This window comes from Vibrio cyclitrophicus (assembly GCF_024347435.1).
GTDB lineage: Bacteria > Pseudomonadota > Gammaproteobacteria > Enterobacterales > Vibrionaceae > Vibrio > Vibrio cyclitrophicus.
This window is the reverse complement of sequence record NZ_AP025480.1, coordinates 3,164,718-3,179,993: the sequence shown is the minus strand read 5'-3', so window position 1 is coordinate 3,179,993 and position 15,276 is coordinate 3,164,718. Positions and strand designations below refer to the sequence as shown.

The window sequence follows — 15,276 nt, the reverse complement described above, 5'->3', positions numbered from 1 at the left end:
CTATACGTATTCGAATAGTTTACTTTTAGACAGCAATGGTTAGTTTTGAAATTACTATTTTGGAAAATAAGCCTCCACTATCGGAGGCTTATATATTTGATTTACTGCTGAACAACTTATCTACCCATTCCAAAAACAACGGTCTTAACGGTTAAGAAGAGAATCTTCAATTCCATACGCCAGTTCTGGTGTTTGATGTAGTAAATATCAAATTTATGCTTCCAAACCGCGTCTTCAACAGAGGCGCCGTATGGGTATTTTACTTGAGCTAAACCTGTTACTCCGGGTTTTACTGCATGACGAAAACGGTAGTATGGAATCTCTTTTTCTAGAGCCTCAATAAACACCTCACGTTCAGGGCGTGGCCCTACCATCGACATCTCACCTTTATATACGTTGATCAACTGTGGCAGTTCATCAATACGTGTCTTGCGAATAAAGTTACCGACTTTAGTTACTCGAGCATCATTCTTCGTTGCCCACTGAGCACCATTCTTTTCTGCGTCGTTACGCATTGAACGGAATTTGATAACTTCAAATTCTTGATTGTATTGGCCAGTTCGTCGTTGTTTAAAAAAGACAGGGCCAGGTGATTCAAGTTTGATTAATGCGGCAGTTAAAAGCCCGATAGGAATCGCAATCAAACCGATCATGAAAACGAACAGTAGGTCTATAAAGCGCTTTTCATTAACATTTCTTTTGTTTGACAGAATTGAAAAGGCTTTTTGGTGCAGAAAGTATCCGCTGTGGAGCAGTTCTGTTTCAGTATAACCAAGCGTTCTATCAAAGTAGCTAGCTAACGGCTCAACCCAAGCACCAAGCTCTGTTGCACCGATCAAAAAAGCACGGTTTTCTTCACTTAGTTCCATACTTCTAAAGTGACATAAAGTTTCACCTTTAAAGTCTCTGATTGAGTAATTGTTTATGTCGTGTTTAATGTCATGTCGAGCTAAAACAGAACGAAGGGTATCTAAACATGATTCGGGTGCGTATATGTGGAGTGTCGATTTACTTTCTGATGATAGGGTTTGTAGAGCCTGGTGATCTGACTCTGCTTCAAAGGTTGTATCGGAAAGTTCTGATGGGTGAGACTGTTTTAGAGCAACTGAGTTTTTCATTATAAGTTTGCTTTTATAATTGTTGTTCAAAGAACGTTTAGTAAGTTTAATATCCATATCAACAAAGCTTTTCTATGTAAGCCCGATTGTTCCGCATATTGTTATGTTTTGATTCTATTGAATTAAACGATACTCCTTTGACAATATGAAGAAACTTAGCCTCTGTTAATATGGAATATGAATGCGTGAATAATACGCTAAAGTGGCAAACATGTACACATGTCAACGCCAGTTTAAAATTGACCCACTTATCGACGTTATCGCCGAAGTAAAACTGACCCACCCACGTAATTAACTTCTACTTTCAGATAGATTCTCTAGAACCGTTGGTATGGTTCCAGCCGCCTTCTTTCCTCGTAATCGATAGCTTTCTCCACTGATTTGTACGATGTGCGAGTGATGAAGAAGTCTATCCAGTAACGCCGCCGTCAGTGTCGTATCGTCGGCGAACGCATTTGACCATTGAGAGAACGGCAAGTTACTGGTCACGATAATGCTGCCTTGCTCGTATCTTTTAGCGATGACGTTGAAGAACAAGTTCGCCTCTTCTCTGCCGAACGGTAGATATCCGATTTCATCGACGATAAGAAGCTTTGGAGCGAGCACGCTTCGTCTCAGGTAGCTTTCAAGCTTGCCTTGAGTTTTTGCTGTAGACAGTTGAAGCATTAAGTCTGCTGCTGTGATGAAGCGTGTCTTTAGACCCTTTTGAACCGCTATTTGACCAAGGCTCACAGCAAGGTGGCTTTTACCAACGCCACTTGGGCCAAGTAATATCACGTTTTCCTTTCGCTCAATAAAGGCTAACCCTGTTAGCTCCTTAAGCTGTTTTCTTGGAGCGCCTGTTGCGAACTTGAAGTCATAGTCATCGAATGTTTTCTCCATAGGGAAGCTGGCGAATTTGGTCAGCGTGGCTCTTGTGCGTTCAGCTCTCGCATCAAGCTCTGCGTTGAGAAGTGACTCTAAGTAATCGGCTAGGCTGAACTCACGACTATTAGCGACTTCTGCCAGTCTTGGCCAGTCCTGACCTATAGCTTGTAACTTCAGCGCTGCACAGGCCGCTTCGATGCGATTCATTTGAAGGTTCATACTCGTACCTCCAACAGCGCGTCATAGGTTGAGAGTGGGTGTTGGAAGCTCTCAACTGGCATTACATTATCACCCATTGTTAGCGGTACCATTAGGCGTGTCGGTGACGTGAGGGGTTGAAGTGTAAAGCGCTCTTCATCTAAGAGAACTTGAGGCTTTGTACCCGTCGTACCGTGGATCCGTTGGTGAGCGACGGTTTCTAACCACGCGCCGATATGCCCATTAAGAACATCGACGGTGACTTTAAGTCCGTGTTGTTTGAGTGTCGCTGCAAGCGGAGTAACGAAGCTACTTTTCAAGTAAGAGTTAAATCGCTCCACTTTCCCTTTGGTCTTTGCGCGATAAGGGCGGCAAGCTCTTGGTTTGAAGTTGTACTTCTTAGCGGCAGTGAGCAACATAGGATTCCATCGGTGTTCACCTTCACCGTAAGCATCTCGTTCTATCATGATGGCTTTTGCATTATCGAAGAGAACTTCTTTGGGTACGCCACCGAAGTATTCAAACGCTTCTTCAAGACCTTCAACCCAGTCTTCTTGTCGCTCTCGCTCGCAAAAGCGAACGAAGGTCGCTCTGCTATAACCAAGCGTTGCAACGAAGGCTTTAACACGTACGCCGTAATGCGTGATGGTAGTGAAGTCGACCTGCATCTGCTCACCAGGCTTTGTCTCGAATCGAACCACGGGGCAGGGCAAGATCATGAAAAACCCTTATGGAATAAGGGATGACGAGTAGTCATATTTTCACTAATTAGATACTGAAGTCACAATAATCTCAATACATCCAAGATCGATTTGATGATCAGATTTAGGTGTGATCATATACTGTTTTTTAACAGCAGATATTTAGCCTAATGAACGGATTAAGCCTTTTGGACCATATTTCAGTTATTCGAGACCCTCGCCAAGCTTGGAAAATAGAGCACACGCTAACCGACATTATCTTCTTAACAATTGCAGCAGTGATTGCTGGTGCTGAAGGTTGGGAGGATATTGAAGATTTTGGTGAAGATAACTTGGAATGGCTTAGACAGTATGGTGATTTCAAACAAGGCATACCAGTACACGATACCATTGCCCGAGTTATCAATCTTATTTCCGCCAAGCAACTGCAACGATGTTTTACTGCGTGGATGAAAGACTGTCATGAGGTGACTGAGGGTGAAGTGATTGCTATCGACGGCAAAACTCTCAGAGGCACATACAACAAAGACAAGCGTTGTGGTGCAATCCATATGGTTAGTGCGTTTAGTGCTGCAAATCAAGTTGTGTTAGGGCAGGTTAAAACAGCAGACAAAAGCAATGAAATCAAAGCGATCCCCGAACTGCTTGAAATGCTTTCCTTACGAGGTTGCTTAGTGACGATTGATGCTATGGGATGCCAGAAGGATATAGCTGAAAAGATAGTCGGCCAAGATGCAGATTACCTCTTAGCGGTAAAAGGTAATCAAAAACGATTGGAGCAAGCGATTAGCCAAGTCTTTAATTCTAGTATGCTTAATAGTTTTGAAGGTGATAAATACGTCACTCAAGAGAAAGGACATGGTCGTACAGAAACGCGTTTGAGTATGGTTGTTCACAATACAGATTTCTTAGGCGATATAGCGCTTGATTGGGCGGGACTCTCCACCATTGGTATGGTCGTTTCAATTCGTCAAGAAGGTGATAAGCCAGCAGAAACAATGCAAATCAAGCACTACATAAGCTCAGCAAAACTGACAGCTAAAGCTTTACTCGAGAGCACGCGAGCACATTGGAGCATTGAAAGTGTGCCGCAGGCACTGAAGTTAGCAGCATAAGGAGATGCTATGACTTAAGGCATAAGCTCAGGAAGAGATGGTGGTAGGCCCACCGAAGTCTGCTGTCGGAAGCTGGCTTCAAACCACTCCAAGTGGCTGTAGTTAAGAGCTATGGTCATGAGCGTTGGAGTCAAAGTGCGAACGAAAGTTCGGCAGGTACGATATAGAGAGACGAGTTAACCCGAACCCATGTGGACGCGTCGTAATCCAGAGACTGACATCAAAACCAAGGGCGTTTCTATCTCTTGGGATAAGTCTATGAGTAAACTCCGAATGCTGCATAGACGGTGTCCGGCGTATAGTGGGCGTGAATCTATATCAGGCTCTTTCTGGGAACTGCGGGAACCAGTCGTTGTGATGCTTAAGGAAGACATACAAGCCACTGAATTGGCGAGTATTAGAGTACCGATGCACAGCACTGGGACGGAGCTATCTGTAGTAGTGAGGAAACAGCTGTAATGGTTGTGGAGCGAAGGGGTAGCGTTAGGTCGTCGTTAAGTTCTGCCCAACTGACAATGCGTCAGGAGGAGGCAGAGGTTAAGACAAAACAATTCAACATTTCAAAATGGCAAGTAGTCAACGCATACAAGTTGGTGAAAGCAAATGCAGGCGCGGCAGGGGTTGATAATGAAACACTGGCCGACTTTGACAGGAACTTAAAAGGAAATCTCTATAAAATTTGGAACCGATTGGCATCGGGAACCTACTTCCCTCCGCCAGTACTGGCTGTAGCCATTCCAAAGAAAGCCGGAGGCGAGAGGATACTTGGTATACCAACCGTCAGTGACCGCATCGCACAGATGGTGGTCAAACTGACGTTTGAACCCCAAGTAGAACCGCACTTCTTGCCAGATTCGTATGGATACAGACCAAAGAAATCGGCTCTAGATGCTATAGGTGTAACTCGAAGACGGTGTTGGGACTATGACTGGTGCCTTGAGTTCGATATTAGGGCATTGTTTGATAAAATACCGCACGACCTACTGATGAAAGCAGTCGATAAACACTGCACAGAAAAGTGGGTAAGGTTATATATCAAACGTTGGTTAACAGCACCGATGAAAATGCCAGATGGAGAGTTGAAAGCAAGGGATATGGGAACACCTCAAGGAGGGGTAATCAGTCCTGTTCTCGCCAATCTCTTTTTACATTATGTCTTCGATAAATGGTTACACAAGCATTACCGCGGTATACCTTGGTGTCGATATGCGGATGATGGGCTGGTTCATTGCAAAAGCAAAGAAGAAGCCGAACACATGCTAGAGGTACTGAGAGAGCGCTTTGCTGAGTGTGGTCTAGAGTTGCATCCAGAAAAGACCAAAATAGTTTACTGCAAGGACGGAAGCCGAAAAGGCAACCATGAACACACAAGCTTCGACTTTCTTGGATATACATTCAGGCGTCGATTAGTGAAGAACACCAAGCGAAACAGTATGTTTGTAAGCTTCACGCCAGCGGTGAGTAAGGTTGCTTTGAAAGCGATGAGGCGGAGAATTAAAACGCTGAAGGTACGAAGCCGAACAGATCTCAACATCGCACAGATATCAGGTTGGTTAAATCCAATGATAAATGGCTGGATTGGGTACTATGGTAAGTACTATCGGTCGTCGCTATACCCAGTGTTTAGACACATCAACAAAGCTCTGATTAGGTGGGCGAGACGCAAATACAAAAATCTTCGTCGCCATAAGACTCGAGCAACGCTGTTCTTGGAAAGGATAGCTAAGCAGAATCCGTGGTTGTTTGCCCATTGGAGGCATGGAATGAGAGGATCGTTTGCCTAATGGAAGCGGTATGAACTGAGAGGTTCACGTACCGTTTTGCGAGAGGCTGCAGGGGTAGTTCCTGCGGTCTACTCACCATCAGATGCACTGGCGATTAGACGTAGGTTTTAAAGAAGATGAATGTCGGATTCGTCGAGAGCAAGCTGGTGAGAATTTAGCAGTTATAAGACATATAGCTTTAAATCTGCTGACGGAAGAAACCAGCTTCAAAGCAGGGATCAAAAGAAAGCAGAAAAAAGCAAACCGTAGCAATAGCTACCTTTCGCAAGTCCTTGCAGTACAAGGGGCTTCGTAATCTTGCCCTGAACCACGGGGTCGACTGGCGTGCTAGGTTTGTATTGCTTGATGTGCTCCTTGAGCATCGTTATACCGCCCTCATAGCCAAGCGCTTTTAATTCACGTAGTAGGACTGTTGCTGGTATCCAATACGGTTTTGCTGCGTCAATGCGAGTACGCAAGTAGTCATGGTATGGCTGAAGTTTAGTTGGTCGCGATTGACGCTCGGGGTACACGAGGGCTTTGCTTCTATCACGGAGATAGTTACGAACGGTATTCCTTGAGATACCCAAATCCTTGGCGATACGGCGGATGCTGCACCCTTGCTGATGTAAAACATGTATTTCCACTAGTTGCTCCTGATTGATCATAATCCGCCGCTTTGTCCATTTACGAACGGATAGTTTGCCTCAAGTGGGTCAATTTTAAATCGGCGTTAGTGGGTCATTTTTACATCGGCGCTGACACACATAGTTGATTATGGTTTGGCCTGTGTATAAATCTAAAGTTATTTATAGGGAAAGTGATAAAAATAAAAAACCTAACATTCTGATATTTAATGTTTTTATCGCTTTTTGAACAGCGTTAATTTCAAGTTGCGTATTGTTAGTTAAAGCCACTGATGGGATTGCGGTCAATGTATTGCTGCGGCTGGTTCGGTATTACAGTTCTTATCGTGCATTAGTTAATACCGCATTAGAAAATGAGTATGGGCTTGGTTAAGCTGTGGAGGTAAAAGAAACCTTGGAAGGGCGACAATTGAAATGCGCCACATACAAAGTTCCGTGAGAAGCTTTTTTTGATACTTATACTTTTAACCATTTTTCCCTTAACCTAGAAAAACCATGCTTCGTCGCTAATCGTCCTCGGATGCGAGGACGATTATTAAGAATCAAGAGCTAGAGAGATATCTAGCCCTTGATATAAGTAGAGCTACATATCTAGTGACTCTCCCCACTGCCAAGGTAGTTGCCTGTACTGATATCGGTTGAGCTGAAACGACACGGGTTTGTTGATGGCCGTGTAGCTGTAACACTGCTTATCATGCGGTTTATCGACAATGACACTTTTCTCGCCATAACAAATATCACTGCGTGGATCTTGATAATGTTCATACAAAGCTAATGATAACGCTTGGCACCATTGAAGATGCTTTTCCCAGACCGTTGTTCTATCCCAATGCCCATCGGTTTGTTTCAGTGCGCTGTAGTACTTAGCTAAAGGCAACCCTGCGTATTGGGCGTGTAACCGAACATCGTGTAACATGACCATCTCTGGACTCAGTATGCTGTCGGCATACGCATTCAGTACCGAACGCAGCCTCGGATCTTCCATAAAACGCTCATAATATTGCTCTGCTATCGCTTCTAGACGGCTTTGTTCGTTCAATGAATTCAACGGCATGACTCGTTTATTACCGATGAGGGTATAAACCGAAGGCAGCTCAATGCCTAAAGCAAAGGAACACAGTTGATGTTTGTCCGTCAGGTTTTGATGAAAGTATTGGGCGCGGTTAAAAGACAGTATCATCATGCTATGCCTCCTAACATCATATCGTTAAACGCGTTTCCGTCTTGTCTGGAAGCGTTGGCGACATAAGGGGCGTACACCTCAAAAAGGAGCTTGGTATCGCTGTGCCCTAACTTGTGTGAGATAAAAAGCGGATTCTCATGCGCGGCAATGTGAAGTACTGCCGCAGTGTGACGCGTCTCGTAGGCGCGGCGAGGTGTGAGCCCGGCCTTTTTCAAGGTTGGATGCCATACCTTTTGGCTGATGTATTGCGTATTGAGTCCCTCTCCGGTTTTGGAGGGAAACACAAACGGGCTGTTATTCTCTCTTTTTTCCCACTGGCGTTTGAGCGCGGCGTATAAGGTGTCACACATCTGTAAATCACGACGTGATTTAGGCGTCTTCACATCGCAAACTTCCCCATTCACATAGTTTTGTTGAACATGAATCAATCGATGGTCAAAATTAATGTGCTCCCAATGCAGCCCATGTACCTCACAGCTTCGCATCCCCGTCCAAAATCGCAGTAAAAAGTAATCATGCCACTGCTCATCGCAGCACTCTAAGAAAGTGCGCACTTCCTCCATGGTCAGCGGTTTTGAGTTTGCCTTTTCTTCTTTAAGAGACTTATAGCGTCGAAAGGGGTACTTGAAGTCATGCTCTTCGGCGGCAAGACTGATAATGGCAATCAATGGCCATAAAATATTATTAATGCGTTTGTTGGTGAGCTTGCGCGTGCCATCATCTTTTCGACCTTCTTGCAGCGTCTGACGAAAAAACTCCACTTGCGACAGTGACACCTCGGAAACCAACGTATTGCCAAAGTGCGGAATGAGGTAGTGTTCGAGCGTGTTTTTTACCACGCTTTTATAGCTGCTTTTCCAATTGCCTTTTTGACGCTCATACCACTGGTTCGCAAAGTCATTAAAAAATGGATACAGGCGGTCGGGGTACTTCTCGCGCTGTAAACGTTCAAACAGGTCGACTTTTTTACTGTCAGGGAAGTAGTCGCGGTATTGAAAAGTGCCAAGGTCAATCTCGGCGTTCATTTGTTTGAGGGCGGCTTGAGCAAGTCTTAAATTTTTTGGGCTAGCCATTTGTTTGGTGCCTTCGCGAAAGCGTTGGCCGTACACATGAATATCGAACTGAATGCGCCCGTTAGGGCGTACGCGAATATGAGCCATAGTGGCCTCCATGGATGTCAGATCGTAAATAGATCTGTCCCTCACCAATGGAATTCGCTAGAATCGAGCCATCGGCTGGGTTGCGTTAAAGTGCTCGCAGCCGGTACGGGGTAGGGAGGTTGCCGCCTTCCTATCCCAACTGCATGTTTACTCTTCTCAAACTCGGGTGTGTGTCACGGCTTTATTACCTAATGAACCTATCACCCTGCTTGTATAAAGTTTCACCATTCAATTTAGACTCATACTGTTTTAATGTCCAGTGTTTATGCGAATTTTTTGTGCGGTTATCTCTGCATCGCTTCGCTTTTTAAAACATCGACTCTAAATCTAAGGTGTGGTTTTCTCCTGCTTTTTCCGGCTTAACCAAGCCTTTGTCTTTTTTATAATCTTCCAGTGCGATATTGATCTCTCGAATTTTCTGCGGGTTGGTAACGTGTTCGACAGCAAGGGATTGTGTCGGGAGATCTTTTCTGGCTTCGTCAAAGAAGCCCATATACGTTTCGAGACGGTCGTTCTTATAGATGGTGACTTTCATCTCTTTCATTTCGATGAAGTTCGAAATTTTCAGGTCGATAAACGGTTTTAAATGAATCTGTACAATGATTTGATCGTAGCCTGACATGGATAAATTAGACACCACAATGGGTTTGGTGTGCGTTTCTATGGGTTTGGTGTGCGTTTCTTTTTCAACTTGCGCGACTAAGAACGAGTCCTCTTTTTGAAGCACAAAATACGCAACGTCTTGAGAACGAACATCAAGGTATTTGCGCAACTCTTCAACTTCAGCCTTGAACGGAGAGATGTCAACGGTGAAGGTGGATAAGACGTTAAGTATATCGGCCATTTTTTGCTTAAATTCATCAAGCCCCTCAAGCGACAGTGCCGAGCATTGTTCGGAAGTTTTGATGATCAGTCGATCGTTTTCTTGGCGGATCTGGATGTCTTTATCGGCCGTGATTTCGATCATGTGCCCAAGCATTTCCACACCCGGCTCAGAGGAAATGAACGAATGCCCGAGATCGATGTTAAGGTTAGTTTTGCTCGTTGCAACCTTACCTTGGCGCATGATTTTGAGTTCTTTCGTCTCCGGTTCAAATTCAATCATTTGAAAAGGGGAATGCGGCTTTATCTCATGGATAAGGTTTTGACAGGTGGATTTGCTGATCGTTTGATAGTCACGTTGAATATCGGAATCAATAAACTGAAGGTGCAGAACCAGCGGATCGTGCGTCTTAATTTGGCGGCGACAAGCACGAGCTAGTATGGCATCAACGTCATTTTTTTTGTTAAGAAGAGAGACCGCTTTGATGTCGTAGATGACGATAGAAGGCGTAGTGTCTTTTAAATGACCGTCAATATGCAGAGTAACGAAGTCCTCTTTCATGAGGTGTTGAAGTTCGATGGCAGATTCAAGCCAGTTTTTAAACACATCACCCGACAATGAAAATGAGCGTAGCGCCTTGTTCGCTCTGATGCCGTCATTGAGATCTAAAGTAATGAGCGAATATTCAGGCGCATGCCCTCCAATGATTTTGCATTGGTTTTTATCAAAGTCAAAACAGAAGCTGACACAAAAGTCGTCGCTATTTTTGATGAGTTGACGTTGCATGCGCTGTAAACTTTTTTGGGCGAACTTCGCGTTAATATGAAGTGGGGCGGTCTTTTTTTTCATTCAATTTCCTTTATTAACTAAGGGTGTCGTCATTGACACTGTGCGGCGTTTGGTTTCTTTATGTCATTCATGATGCTTGCTGTGCGTGAGTCTGAAAATAGGCCAGATACTCATAGATATAATGCACCGTTTGCGGTGCCAGTGTGATGCCCTCTCGAGGGGAGAGTGTGATATGAAGCGTTGTACTTCCTTGGTCTTTCTTCGTGATAAGGATCGTGTCTTTTTCATCGGCAAAGCGTTCATGGATATTTTTCTTTTGTCGCGTCGGGTCTGTCTTTTCATTCACCATAAGGTTAAAGGTCGAGTGAAAAAACTGAAGCTCGGGTACTTTAAAGGCCTCTCGAAAAAGGGTGCCATCCTTTTGGTTTGTCGACATTTTGATTAAAATATGCGGTTCTCCATCACCGTCAATCATCTCCATATGTTTCACTTTACCTATGGCTTTCTCCCATTTTTTGCGTGAAACCTCAGGCTTATGCTTGTTGGAGTAAGACCAAATGGTGCTGATGTCTGAAATGAGGAAGCGGTCTTCATTGTGATTGTACTGCTGGCAAAAAAGCGTCTTGAGTAAACTGTGTTGAATACTCGGAAAAGAGTGACAACCCGGTTGATTTGCACGTAACGTTTTATCGGATAGCTCCGTAAGCAGCGTAGTTAAGTGCAATGTTGCTACGGTGTTGGGTTGACCCTTGAGCTTTGGTGGGAACAAGTGGTTGCGAAGGGCCTCTTCGGAGAATAACAATGGGTAATGTTTCTTTTCTTCTGTTGAAAGCTGCGCGTATTGCGCGTCTAACTTCGCGATGCGTCGAGAGAGATCGTTCGAGCCTTTCTTCAATCCCAAAAGCCAGCAAAGCTCTGCTCGAGTGTAGTGTTTGCTTTTTTTTGGATTGCCGGCTTTGCGATAAAACGGGTAGAGCCAATCAATGCCATGGACATAGTGCTTACGTGTTGTGGCGTAGTGTTTGTGCCCGATTTCTCGAATGAGCTCTTCAAACAACACATTATCATTAAGGCTAAGCGTGTCTTGCTGTTCTAACCAATGTTGAAATTGTGCTTTCAATACCTCTTGGGTCATCAAAGCATGCAGTTTGGGCGGTAATCCCATATCGACATCAACGGCATAGCTGATGAAATGCAGGCTTTGTAGAAGAGAAACAAAGGCGCCCGAATGCCTTAAATGATGAAAGCGGGCATCTTCACCACAAATCGCTTTAATCGCTTTGGTGGCGGGTAATAAGTAATGCAGCTGTCTTGATGTCGTGCTTTCATTTTCGAAACCAATAAGTGGCATCTGTGGGGAGCGACTGGTCATGCCCGCGCGAGCGGACAATTTTGGTTTGAGTTTGATGCACATACGAATGAGCGTGGCAAACTCAGGGGGAAGGTATACGTGCACCCATCGTGATTGTCTGCTCTTCGTTTTACCTTCCTTTGTCTGGGTTATATGCAGCGTAAAATATTGATTATTATCTTTATCTTTGTTCGTGATGGCTTTTCTGCCGGGCCAAATATCTTTAATTCTCAGTCGTATTATCTCACCGCGTCTGAGTTTGCCAAAATACGCAAGAATGACCGCCGATGCGCTGAATAAGCGCTGCAAGAAATGCCCTTTTGTATTGCTGACTAAGGCATGAACAATCTGGTGTAACGCGTCAATAGAGATGAAATTGGCGTCCACATTGATGGGAACTGTGGGGTTGTGCAGTTCGTTTAAATTGATGTGGTCAGTTAAATCTTGCGTCGTTAAAAATTCAAAAAAACGACGGAGTTTTTGTTGTGAACTGGGAGTGGTGAGCTTGGCATACGTGCAGTGTGCCCAAGCCATGAGTGCATCATGGCTTTGACTCGACTCAAAGCTTAATGGGAACGGATCGAGTATCTTCTTTAATCCTGAATATTGAGTCAGCGTACTGTCGCCGAGATTTTTAACTCGCTTACCTCCGAATAAAATAAGATTTTTCACAAACAGGGCAGCAAGTTGAGGCAAGACATTGTGTGCTTGCCATTTCGTCACTTCGTAGTTTGTTGGCTTGGTTCCGTTTCTCTTAAAATCATTTAATAGCGCCTGGTGAGGCCACTGTTCTTTTTTGCCTGTCTCGATTTTTTCATACCACTTGTCATCCCAAGTTTGTGTATAAATATCATCGATCTGTTTTTTTTGATTGGGAATGTAAGGGCTTTGTAGCTCATAGGCCACATGTCTGGTCGGGTAAGCGATGTCTTTTAAGAGCGTGGGCACCACATCGTCGCGGTAATACCAGACGGCTTGAAAGAGAAAATGCAATTGTCTCTTGGAACAAAGATGGGGGGATGCTCCCATTCTAGAAGATGTCTCAGCACCTGTGAGCAGTTGCACAGTGAAGGCATAAAGCCGGTCTCTGAACGGATTGAGCCCCGTTGAGGCATGAGAAAGCGTGGCCGCCTTTTGTTCATAAAAGGTGGTTAAGGCGCGATAAACCGAGAGCGGTAAGTGGTAGCGAGTAAACGACGCGTCATCGGCTTCTTTATCAGGCCGGCCTTTGCTTTGGCGGCCTTGGATATGTATCAGGCGTAGATAAAGACGGTTATCTACGATTTCAATACAATCTGGCGAAGTCAGTATGTGATGGAGATAGTCGATGGGCAAAGGGGCCACTTCTAGCGCGACGATTAACGCGACCTGCTCTTGACTAAGCGGAGTTCTCTTTTGATAAAAAGTCTCTAAAAACGTGTTGTACCCTTGAAGAAGGCGATGGGCCGCATGCGCATGAGACGTGATGTTTTCAAAGAGTTTGGCGTCGTGGTCGACCAGTTTTTTTTCTTCTGTTTTCGGTATTTCCCACCCAAGCGCATGGTGCAGGTACAGTAAGATGGCGGTCAATGCGTTTTGGTAATTCGATTTGAGTCTTGCCGGTTGGTGTGTCCATTGTTGTCTGATGTCACTTAACGTGTTTTCCGTGACTTGACGGCGGGCTTCTTGAGTGTTTGGCCAACGGTGCAACACCCACTCTATAGCGTCTTCTGATGGCGTTAATGCATGGTTTTGCTGCGTGTAATGCACAATGTGCTGGATAGAGAGCGCATGCAAGAGCGAAGCTGAAGCTTGGATGGCAGCTTTATCGTCTTTATGGCTGGTTGAAGGCGCGCTGCGCGCTGAGTTATCTGACATAGCACACCTTTTGTAAGTTAAAGTTCGAGGCAATGCGATTGACGTGTTGAACGAGCTGTTGACGATGCAGGGGGAAGATATGGTCATTGCCGATATTTTCACCCATGTTCGCGTGCCCCATCAGTCTATCGATTTGAGCGTTACTCAAAGAAGAGGGGGTAACATATTCGAGTGCAAATTGAGCAAAAGTATGTCGTATCGAGTAGGCCACAAAGGTCGCCCCTCGTTGTTCTAAAAACTGCTCCAAGAGACTGGCAGAGACCGTTTGCGCTGTTTGATTGTCATCGATCAGGTACCATAATACGTCTTTCTCTAACTGGAAAACCTGCGCGGGTAAACGCGACATGATCCTCTGTTGTAATCGCTGATATTGATGAATTTGCTCAGAAAGGTACTCATTGATGAAGATTTCACGATAATGCCCCTTATCGTACACACTCGCTTTTTTCCCTGGAAAGTAACGCCGAGACTCAATACTGATATGATGGGTAGGGCGTACACCAGTACAGATCAAAAAGCATAATGTGAGGTGATAGGTGCATAAGTTGTAATAGGAGATGAGCGCCTCGAGAGAGTTGTCTTCCTCAATCAGTATGGCGTGTGAATGGATATCACTCTCCAGTTGGCGAAAAAAGCTCGCTAAAGTCACCACATCTACGTTACGCCGGCTGCCGACCAATAGGGGGGGGTGCGCCGAACTTGGCCTGGATTCGCCGTCGTGATAGTGAAGTTGTTCAATGCTATGGGCTTTAAATACCTTAGGTTTTTTTTGTTTTAAGGTGGTATCCACTAAGTAGGTGTGTTCTATCCCCTTGCTGTTTTTTGTGCGTCTCTCTACGGTGAATTTCTCTTTAAGATTTAATGCTCGGATCTCAAACATTAAGCGTTCAAGATAGCGTTCATGCGCTCGAAATATTTTTGCGCGTATTCGGTCACTGGATTCTTGTTGGTAATACCGAGCATGGTCGTGATGAACTCGATGATGCTGATGAGTAAGCACATATCGAGGCAGTGCGGAGAGGCGATTATCATTTTGAATGCAGATATTGAAATAGTTAATGAGGTTATCTTTTCGGCCCACGGACAGCTCTAACTCATCCAATCCATCTTGTTTCCAACGTTTCTCAATCATTGTTTTGAGTTCGCTTTTTTCCTCTGAGCTTAAAAAAGGCCGTTCGTAGCCGCGCGAGGAAATAAACCGCTGAAAAAAGGGATTGAGACGAGAGGGGACCGGTTGCCATAAATAGACGATGCGGTCTTCGACTGGGTAGGCGACGGCGTATTCAACCCAAGAAGTGGATTCGTACATGACGGTTCGAAACGCATTTTTTTGACACGCTTTGTAAGCCTGTTGGCGGAAAAGATCGGGCAGTGAGTAGTCTGAAATTCTAGCACTATTGTCTTGTTTTCTTAACGAGGCCAATTCGCCCGTGAGCCATAGATAAATGAACACAAAAAAGAATTTTTCTCGTTTTTTGAACGGGAGTTGGCTGCGATTTAAATTTTTGAAAATTCGGGCAAGGGAAGTGACTGAGAGCTTGGCTTCAGGGTAAGGGGCGCCACTTTGTTTGTTTCGATTTTTTCTTTTTTCGTTCGCAATATAACCCAAAGCGTCCCCTCTGATTGATCTTAGAGTGAAGTGTTGTTCAATTAATAAACTGATATTTATAATAAAATCAAGAGTGATTTGTGAGGTCAAGAGAA

The 15,276-nt window shown here is 44.6% G+C and carries 9 protein-coding genes and 4 pseudogenes; 4 read left to right on the top strand and 9 right to left on the bottom strand.

All coding sequences use genetic code 11. The features are described from left to right. Positions 1 to 116: 116 nt before the first annotated feature. The 3 genes and pseudogenes from OCW38_RS13920 to istA form a co-directional block, all read right to left on the bottom strand. Positions 117 to 1,118, bottom strand: coding sequence for a sugar transferase (locus OCW38_RS13920; protein WP_261894556.1), 1,002 nt, complete (start codon positions 1,116 to 1,118; stop codon positions 117 to 119). Between the two features lie 291 nt (positions 1,119 to 1,409). Beyond that, positions 1,410 to 2,204 (bottom strand): IS21-like element helper ATPase IstB, encoded by a 795-nt coding sequence (gene istB, locus OCW38_RS13915; protein WP_046209544.1) that lies wholly within the window; start codon positions 2,202 to 2,204, stop codon positions 1,410 to 1,412. Continuing rightward, positions 2,201 to 2,893, bottom strand: a pseudogene (gene istA / locus OCW38_RS13910) (IS21 family transposase); the annotation flags it as partial. The pseudogene istA and the gene istB, both read right to left, overlap by 4 nt. 161 nt (positions 2,894 to 3,054) lie before the next feature. Between istA and OCW38_RS13905 the strand changes: the two are divergent. From OCW38_RS13905 to OCW38_RS13890, 4 genes and pseudogenes are all read left to right on the top strand, one after another. Then, positions 3,055 to 3,966: pseudogene (locus OCW38_RS13905) on the top strand (ISAs1 family transposase); the annotation flags it as partial. Between the two features lie 291 nt (positions 3,967 to 4,257). Then, positions 4,258 to 4,458, top strand: coding sequence for a hypothetical protein (locus OCW38_RS13900; RefSeq protein ID WP_261894554.1), 201 nt, complete (start codon positions 4,258 to 4,260; stop codon positions 4,456 to 4,458). A gap of 56 nt (positions 4,459 to 4,514) precedes the next feature. After that, positions 4,515 to 5,783, top strand: a complete 1,269-nt coding sequence (gene ltrA, locus OCW38_RS13895) for a group II intron reverse transcriptase/maturase (protein ID WP_261894552.1) — start codon at positions 4,515 to 4,517, stop codon at positions 5,781 to 5,783. Between the two features lie 79 nt (positions 5,784 to 5,862). Then, positions 5,863 to 6,078 (top strand): annotated as a pseudogene (locus OCW38_RS13890) (transposase); the annotation flags it as partial. A gap of 58 nt (positions 6,079 to 6,136) precedes the next feature. On the opposite strand, the pseudogene OCW38_RS13885 reads toward OCW38_RS13890, so the two are convergent. The 6 genes and pseudogenes from OCW38_RS13885 to OCW38_RS13860 form a co-directional block, all read right to left on the bottom strand. Next, positions 6,137 to 6,430: pseudogene (locus OCW38_RS13885) on the bottom strand (helix-turn-helix domain-containing protein); the annotation flags it as partial. A gap of 562 nt (positions 6,431 to 6,992) precedes the next feature. Continuing rightward, a complete protein-coding gene (locus OCW38_RS13880) occupies positions 6,993 to 7,592 on the bottom strand; it encodes a hypothetical protein (RefSeq protein WP_261894550.1) in 600 nt (199 codons plus the stop codon). After that, entirely contained in the window at positions 7,589 to 8,752 is a 1,164-nt protein-coding gene (locus OCW38_RS13875) for a tyrosine-type recombinase/integrase (RefSeq protein ID WP_261894548.1), read from the bottom strand. Before OCW38_RS13875 ends, OCW38_RS13880 begins: the two co-directional genes overlap by 4 nt. Positions 8,753 to 9,059: 307 nt before the next feature. Beyond that, on the bottom strand, positions 9,060 to 10,424 hold the full coding sequence (locus OCW38_RS13870) for a hypothetical protein (RefSeq protein ID WP_261894544.1): 1,365 nt from the start codon (positions 10,422 to 10,424) through the stop codon (positions 9,060 to 9,062). 67 nt (positions 10,425 to 10,491) lie between these two features. Beyond that, positions 10,492 to 13,572 (bottom strand): site-specific integrase, encoded by a 3,081-nt coding sequence (locus tag OCW38_RS13865; protein ID WP_261894542.1) that lies wholly within the window; start codon positions 13,570 to 13,572, stop codon positions 10,492 to 10,494. Further along, positions 13,562 to 15,181, bottom strand: a complete 1,620-nt coding sequence (locus OCW38_RS13860) for a hypothetical protein (RefSeq protein ID WP_261894540.1) — start codon at positions 15,179 to 15,181, stop codon at positions 13,562 to 13,564. Before OCW38_RS13860 ends, OCW38_RS13865 begins: the two co-directional genes overlap by 11 nt. Between the last annotated feature and the right edge of the window lie 95 nt (positions 15,182 to 15,276).